Source organism: Kitasatospora sp. NPDC007106, assembly GCF_040634455.1.
GTDB classification, from domain to species: Bacteria; Actinomycetota; Actinomycetes; order Streptomycetales; family Streptomycetaceae; genus Kitasatospora; species Kitasatospora arboriphila.
Genome location: NZ_JBEYFP010000276.1, coordinates 1 through 7,524 on the forward strand (window position 1 = coordinate 1; position 7,524 = coordinate 7,524).

Genomic DNA, 7,524 nt, shown 5'->3' on the forward strand with positions numbered 1-7,524 from the left:
GGAGGAGTTCGGCGACCCGTGGGAGGCGGCCGCGGGCGCCCCGAAGGAGGCGGAGACCAAGTGAAGTACCTGGAGGAGTTCCAGAATCCCGAGACGGCGCGGGCAGCGCCGGCAGCTCGGGGGCACCGGACCGGCTGCCGTTCACGGCGGCCTCCGGCTGCGGGAAGGCACTGGGGAAGGCCGCGGCGAAGGCGCTCTGCAGCGGCCGCGGCGGGCTCAGCTCGCCCAGGCCGGTGCCGACCGGCTGCGGCTGCGCCGGGACGGGGACGGCGGGCTCGGGCACGGCCGGGCGCACCGGTTCGAGCTCCGCACCCGTGGCCGGTGCGGCGGCGGCCGGCACCGGCAGGGCGTCCGCGGACTGCTGCTGCGGGGCGGCGTCGGCCACGGCCGGCTCCGGCTCGGCGGGCACCGCGAGCCGCCGGCGGCGGCCGGTCGGCTGTACGGGCGGCGCGGCCTGGACGGGCGGGCCGGCCGGCAGGGCGTTCTCCAGACCCGGGTAGACCGGCATGCCGGGCTCCGGCACCCCGGGCAGGGCGATCGCGCCGGCCGGGGTCTCGTCGGCCGCGGCCCGGCGCCGCCGCCGGGACGGCCGGGACTCCTCGGCGGGCACGGCATCCGACGAGCCGTCAGCCGCCGGGCGGGCGGCCGCGTCCACCGGCACGCCGGCCGGCGGGGTGTCGCCCTCGCCGACCCGGTCGGGACGCTCCGGAGCCTGCTCGGCCGGGGCGACCGCCATCGGTCCGAGCGGGACGGGCCCGCTGCGGTCGTGGTCGGCGGGCTCCTGCGAGCCGCGCCCGACCGGCCCGGCCTGGCCGTTCTCCCGCCGCTCGGCCGGCCGCACCTCGGGGAGGTCCGGCAGCATCGCGGTGTCGGTCTCCTTGGGCACGCTCGGCCGGCCGGCCGCCGCCCGGGCCGCCGCCGGGTCGAGCGGCAGCTCGACCACGTACGTCGTCCCCGCGCCGGCGGGCAGTTCGTGCCGCTGCAGGACGCCGCCGTGCCGCTCGACCGTGCCGCGGGCGATCGGCAGGTGGACGGGGCTGGACTGCCGGGCCGGTCCGCGGACCTCGATCCGGGCGACCTCGCCGCGCTGCGCGGCCGCGACCACCACCATCGGGGCCTCCCCGCCGACCGGCGGCAGGGCGGGCACGCCGAGGGTGGGCGACGCGCCCGTCCCGGGCGCGTCCAGCGACGGCGTGATGCCGCTGACGTCGGCCACCAGGTGGGCGAGGGCGCGGGCCAGCCGCTCCCGGTCGGCGGTCACGTCCACCGCGGCCGCGTGCACCGAGTAGCGCACCCGCCCGGGGCCGACCAGCTCGCCGGCGTGCTCCACGGCACGCTGGACGACCGCGTCCAGCCCGACCGGCTTGCGCTTGAGCTGCTTGCGCCCGCTCTCCGCGTCGGCCTCGAAGGCCTGGTGGGCGAGCACCCCCTCGATCAGGGTGCCGAACCGGCGGCACTCGTCGGCGAGCCGGCGCAGCGTCCAGTTGGCCTCCGGCCACAGCTGCCCGGCCGGGTCCGCGGCGAGTGCGTCGATCCGGCGGTGCAGCGCGGTGAGCGCGTCGCCGAGCTCCGTCTCCAGGACGGCGGTGAGGTGCTCGTTGCGGGCGACGAGCGCGAGCTCCTTCGTCCGGTCGGTGAACGTCATCACCGCGCCGACCAGCTGCTCGCCGTCCCGGACGGGGGCGGTGGTGAGGTCGACGGTGACCGGCCTGCCGTCCTTGCGCCACAGCACGGCGCCGCGCACCCGGTGCTTGCGCCCGGACAGCAGGGTGTCCATCAGGGCGGAGCCCTCCTGGGCGAGCGGGGTGCCGTCCGCCTGGGAGTGCTGGACCAGCGGGTGCAGCTCACGGCCGCCCAGCTCGCTGGCCCGGTAGTCGAGGATGTGCGCCGCCGCCGGGTTGACCAGCACCACCCGGCCGTCGAGGTCGACGCCGAGCACGCCCTCCGCGGCCGCCCGCAGGATCATCTCGGTCTGCTTGTGCTGCCGCCGCAGCTCCGCCTCCACGCCGAGGCGCCCGGACAGGTCGCGGACGAGCAGCAGCAGCAGGTCCTGCCCCGAGCCCTCGCGGTACGGGTCGTAGGGGACGTAGCCGCGGCCCTCGGCGGCGGCACCGTCGTCGGTGAAGTCGTTGCCGGACACCTCGACCGGGAAGGTCCCGCCGTCGGTGCGCCGGGCGGTCATCCGGACGGGCCTGTCCAGGCCCTCCGCCTCGGTGGTGGCCGGGCGCATCGAACCGGGGATCCGGCTGGGGTCGAACTCCGGCAGGAGGTCGAGCACGCCCCGCCCGACCAGGGAGGTACCGGGGGCCTGCAGCGCCTCCACTGCGGCCTTGTTCGCGTCCACCACGGTGCCGTTGCTGTTCACCAGCAGCAGCGCGTCGGGCAGTGCGTCGAGTATCGCGGCGAGGCGAGCAGCGCCTCGGGTCGGCCTGCTGCTCACGTCGACAGGTCTCCTCACGGCTTGGGCCACGTCGGCGGGGCTCGCCGGCTGGTTGTCACGGCGGGCGCTCGCGGCTCGCGCTCTCCTCGGGCCCCGGCAGTATCTCATTGTTCTTTGCGCTGTGGACGACCCGCCTAGTAACGTTGTCGGTGGTTGGTGTCGGGCCCGTGGGCTGTGGCATCATCACTTGCGCACGGAGTGCGTCCGGGGTTCCGGTCGTGGTCCGGGTGGAGGAGGCTTCGCCTAGTCCGGTCTATGGCGCCGCACTGCTAATGCGGTTTGGGCCTTAAAGCCCATCGAGGGTTCAAATCCCTCAGCCTCCGCCTCGTGAGAGCCCCGTCGGCAACAGCCCGCGGGGCTCTCTGCTTGTCCGGGGACTGCCCGGGGTCGCTCCGGGGTTGGCCCGGGGTCGGGCCGAGGGGCGCCCCCGGGGCCGTCCGCGGCCGGTTCCGGAAGGGCCCGGGGAGGCGCCGCGGGCGCCCGGGATCAATCGATTTCACCCCCGGTCGACGGTCATGTAATGTTGTCCCCGCACCGCCCCGGAGGCCAGCCGCCAGGGCGAGCGCTCATAGCTCAACGGATAGAGCACTTGACTACGGATCAAGAGGTTGCAGGTTCGAATCCTGCTGAGCGCACCACAACTCGCCGCAGCGGTCCTCCAGGGGATCGCCCAGGCGCTCATAGCTCAACGGATAGAGCACTTGACTACGGATCAAGAGGTTGCAGGTTCGAATCCTGCTGAGCGCACCACCCGAAGGCCCCGGACTCCGTCCGGGGCCTTCGTCGTTGCCGTCACCGCCCGGCCGGGGCGGCTCAGGCCAGTTCGGTGCGGTTGATCCAGGCGACGTCCCGCGGCTGCAGGAAGCGTTCCGCCGCCGTCGCCGGCCGGCTGCGGTCCAGGGTCCGCGGCACCGGGTCGTGGCGGACGAGCGAGGGGTCCGCGCCCAGGGCGGCCAGCCGGGCGGCCACCGCGGGTGCCAGGTCGGGCGGGCCGCTCAGCAGCACGTCCCGGCCCGCGCAGTCGCCGAGCCGGCCGAGGCCCGCGTGCAGCAGCGCCACCGCCTCGGCGCGGCCGGCCCCGTCCGCGGGAGCGGCGAGCACCACCTCCAGCCGGGCGTACCGCTCGACCAGGGCGCGCACCGCGTCGAGGTCGTAGTGGTCGGCGTCGCTCCGGGCGCCGAGCAGGACGGTGGCCGGCCGGGTGCCCGCCCGGGCGAGCTCCTCGACCACCGCCTTGACCTGGGCCCAGCCGGTGCCGCCCGCGACGGCCAGCAGCGGGCGCCGGGACGCCGGGTCGAGCACCGCGGTGCCGAGCGGCGGCCCGAGCCGCAGCCGCTCGCCCGGCCGCACCGCGTCGACCAGGACGGGGGAGAGCAGACCGTCCGGCACCCGGCGGACGTGCACGTCGAGGGTGCCGTCGGGCCGCGGCGCGCAGCCGATCGAGAACGGGCGCCAGACCTGCGGCACCCGCGGGGAGCAGAGGGTGAGGTACTGGCCGGGGGTGAACGGGTAGGGCCGGTCGGGCGCGAGGGTGAGCACCGTCACGTCCGGGGCGGCGGGGTGCCGCCGCACCACCTCGGCCTGCCAGCAGGCCGGCGTCCCGGCGGGGACGGCCGCGGCGGCGTCGACCATCGCCCGGGAGATCACCGTCCACGCCTCGGTCCAGGCCTTCTCCTGTTCTTCGCTCCAGGCGTTCCCGGCGAACCGCTGCAGGGTGGCGAGCAGGCTGGCCCCCACGGCCGGGTAGTGCTCGGGCCGGGCGCCGAACTTGCGGTGGTCGCGGCCGAGGGCGGCGAGGTAGCCGGCGAGCCGCTCGGGGTCGTCCAGCCGCTGGACCAGGTGGGTGATCGCGGCGAGCAGCCGGTCGCGCTGCTCCTCCATCCGCTCGGGGAACATCGCGCGGACGCCGGGGTTGTGGGCGAACAGGTGGGCGTAGAAGTAGGCGGTCAGCTGGTCGGCGCGGCGTTCGACCACCGCGAGGCCGGCCCGCAGGACCGCGGGGTCGAAGGCCACCGGAGCGTCCTCACCCGTCCGCCCCGGCCGGACCCGCGGCCACCAGTGCCCGGCCCATGGTGTCCGCGACCACGCCGTAGACCGCCGCCCAGGCCGCCTCCGCCTGCGGCGACCAGGCGTCGCCGGCGAAGTGCCGCAGGGTGGCGAGCAGGCTGACGCCCACCGCCGGGAAGTGCTCCGGCAGGGCGCCGTAGCCGGCGTGCCGGCGGCCGAGGTCGGTGAGGATGCCGACCAGGGTGTCGGTGTCCTCCAAGTGCTCGACCAGGGCGCCGAGGGCGGCGAACAGCCGGTCCTGCTGGTCGTCCAGGTGCTCGGCGAACAGCACCCGGACGTCCGGGTGGTGTTCGAACAGGTGCTGGTAGAACCAGGCCGTCACCTCGGTCCCGTGGGGCTCGACGGCGGCGAAACTGCTCTTCACGAGTATGGGGTCGATGCTCACGTGCGCCGACTCTACTGACGGCCCGTCATGTCGAACAGGGTGCCTCGGAAGGTGATCGGAAAGCCCGAGGAAACCGGATCGGGATCCGGCCGCCGTGGCGGAAAACCGCCCGTCCGGCCGGTGCCGGCGGGGGCCGCGGGGGAGCGGCGACCAATCGGGTGCACCTCGGGACGCGCCCACGAGTGTCGGATCTTGACGGACCGTCGGACGTGCTTCGCTTTTGTCGGATGTTATGGCCGCGTCATCTCCGGCTGCGGCCCGGCCACGGCAGCGAAGGAGCGCCGGATGAACCGACGGTTCCGCCCGACGTCCCCCGCCCGCCGGGCCCTGGCGGCCGCGGCGGCCACCGGACTGCTGCTGCCCGCCGCACTCGCCTCCCCGGCCCCGGCCCAGCAGAGCCCCGCCGCCTGGAACCAGGACCGCACCGCGGCGCTGCCCTCCGGCCTCACCGTCCGGCTGGACTTCTCACCCCTCCCCGGCATCACCGCCACCGCGGCCCCCGGAACCCTCGCCGGCCCGGCCGGGAACGCCGCGGTGTACGCGGACGGGATGCACCCCGGCGACCCCGCCGAGACCGTCGACATCGGCGCCGACCGCACCGCCGCGGACGGTTCCTGGCGCACCCTCGGCACGCTGCGGATCGCCTTCTCCCGGCCGATGCGCAATCCCCGGCTGCACGTCGGCGGCCTCGCCGCCCGGGCCACCGCGGCCACGGGCACGACCGCGACCGCCGTCCGGCTCACCGCCACCGGCGGCACCCCCGCCACCCCCACCCTGGCCGGCCGCACCCCCTGGACGGGCTGGACGGCGGCGGGCGACGAACTCGCCCCGCCCGCCGACGGGCAGGCCGACACCGCCGCCGACGGCGCCGGCACCCTCGAACTGACCGGGACCGTCGGCACCGCCACCCTCCGCCTGGAACGGCGGACCACCGCCCGGGACGGCTCCACCACCCCGCCGCCCGCGCTGCACACCTCCTGGTCGGTCACCCTCGACGAGTCGCTCGGCACCGCGCCCCAGGGCTACGGCAATGCCTCCCACCTGCTCTCCGACCTCTGGCTCGGCCGGGACGCGACCGACGAGCGGCACCGCGAGCGCTCCGCCGCGGCGACCGCCGCCCGGCCGCTGGTGCCCGGCCCGGGCGGCACGCCGCCGGGCGCGGCACCGGGGGCCGCGGTGTCGGGTGACGGCGCACCCGGGGCGGTGGAGGAGCCGGCGGCACCCACCCGCCCCCTGGTGGAACTCCTCCCCTCCGGGCCGCGCAGCCTCTGGGCCAGCCCCGTCCCGCCGCGCACCGGCCCGGGCCGTGGCGAGTACCCGGGCGCCGACCCGACCCTCGCCTTCCCGGCCGAGGCCGCGACCGGCGACTACTACCGGGTCGACGTGCCCGTCGCACCCGGCGCCGGTCCGGCCGTCCTGGCCGGCTGGGTCGACTTCGACCGCAACGGCCGCTTCGACCCCCTGGAGCGGGTGCAGGCGGAGGTCCCGCAGGGCGCCACCACCGCCCGCCTGGAGTGGGCGGTCACCGGCAAGGTGGTCGCCGGGGAGACCTGGGCCCGGCTGCGGCTCGCCCGGGACGCCTCACAACTCGTCACCGCGGGCGGCTTCGCCGACTCCGGACAGGTCGTCGACCAGCGCATCCGGCTCGCCGCAGGCTCCGCCCGCCCCGAGCTCTCCGCGCCGGTCGACGGCACCGTCACCGCCGAGGTCCGGCCGCAGGTGGCCGGCACCGCCCCCGCCGGGGCGAGCGTGGCCGTCGCCGAGGGCGACCGCACCCTCTGCACGGCCGCGACCGCCCAGGACGGCGGCTGGAACTGCCGCCCCGGACAGGCGCTGGCCGACGGCGAGCACACGCTGACCGCGGTGGCGACCACGCGCGCCGGCGCCGCGCTCCGCAGCGAAGCCGTCCGGCTGACCGTCAAGACCGCTCCGCCGGCGGCCCCCGCGCTCACGCTGCCCGCATTCACCAACGACCCCGGCCTGCTCGTCACCGGCACCGGCGAGCCCGGCAGCACCGTCTCGGTCACCGAGGCCGGAAGGACCCCGCGGGCCGCGGGCGAGCTCTGCAGCACCGGCGTCGGGCCGGACGGCACCTGGTCCTGCCTGCCGGTGGAGAGCCTCGACGACGGCGTCCACCGGCTGACCGGAACCGCGGCCGACGCGGCGGGGAACACCGCCCGCGGCACCGAGACGGCGCTCACCGTGGACACCGTCGCACCCGCCCGCCCCCTCCTGGAGGTGCCGAAGGCCGGCGCCGCCGTCGAGTCCCGCCCGCGGTTCGCCGGGCGGGCGGAGGCCGCGGCCACCGTCACCGTCACCGCCGGCCCGAAGGCGGGCGGAGGCGAGCGGATCGCCCTGTGCAGCGGGGTCGCCGGTGCGGACGGCGTCTGGTCCTGCACCGCCGGGCGTGCGGCGCCGGACGGCGAACGGGTACTGGTCGCCACCGCCACCGACCGTGCAGGGAACAGCACCGCCGGCGAGCCGGTGACCGTGCAGGTCGCGGCGGAGCCCGCACCGTCGCCCGGGGCCGCCGACCCGTCCGTACCGCCGTCGCCCGGCGCCGCGTCCCCGCAGCCGGCGAGCCCGCAGCCGGCGAGCCCGCCGGCCGCTTCGCCGCCCGCCGCCGGCACCC

At 77.2% G+C, this 7,524-nt stretch carries 4 protein-coding genes and 3 tRNA genes; 4 read left to right on the forward strand and 3 right to left on the reverse strand.

Annotated features, from left to right (window positions below; all coding sequences use genetic code 11):
• A partial coding sequence (locus tag ABZ641_RS20590; protein ID WP_359983674.1) for a PAS domain-containing protein occupies nt 1-2,440 on the reverse strand: 2,440 nt, incomplete at its 3' end.
• Between the two features lie 232 nt (nt 2,441-2,672).
• Between ABZ641_RS20590 and ABZ641_RS20595 the strand changes: the two genes are divergently transcribed.
• From ABZ641_RS20595 to ABZ641_RS20605, 3 genes are all read left to right on the forward strand, one after another.
• Nucleotides 2,673-2,763: transfer RNA gene (locus tag ABZ641_RS20595), tRNA-Ser, on the forward strand.
• Nucleotides 2,764-3,002: 239 nt separating this feature from the next.
• Nucleotides 3,003-3,078: transfer RNA gene (locus ABZ641_RS20600), tRNA-Arg, on the forward strand.
• 36 nt (nt 3,079-3,114) lie between these two features.
• Nucleotides 3,115-3,190, forward strand: a tRNA-Arg gene (locus ABZ641_RS20605).
• A 63-nt stretch (nt 3,191-3,253) separates the two neighbouring features.
• On the opposite strand, the gene ABZ641_RS20610 is transcribed toward ABZ641_RS20605, so the two are convergent.
• Together ABZ641_RS20610 and ABZ641_RS20615 are read right to left on the reverse strand one after the other, a co-directional pair.
• Nucleotides 3,254-4,453, reverse strand: a complete 1,200-nt coding sequence (locus ABZ641_RS20610) for a globin domain-containing protein (RefSeq protein ID WP_359983677.1) — start codon at nt 4,451-4,453, stop codon at nt 3,254-3,256.
• Nucleotides 4,454-4,463: 10 nt separating this feature from the next.
• A complete protein-coding gene (locus ABZ641_RS20615; protein WP_359983680.1) occupies nt 4,464-4,892 on the reverse strand; it encodes a globin family protein in 429 nt (142 codons plus the stop codon).
• Nucleotides 4,893-5,177: 285 nt separating this feature from the next.
• Between ABZ641_RS20615 and ABZ641_RS20620 the strand changes: the two genes are divergently transcribed.
• Nucleotides 5,178-7,524, forward strand: a 2,347-nt coding sequence (locus tag ABZ641_RS20620; protein WP_359983683.1) for an Ig-like domain-containing protein, incomplete at its 3' end; no start/stop codon positions are given.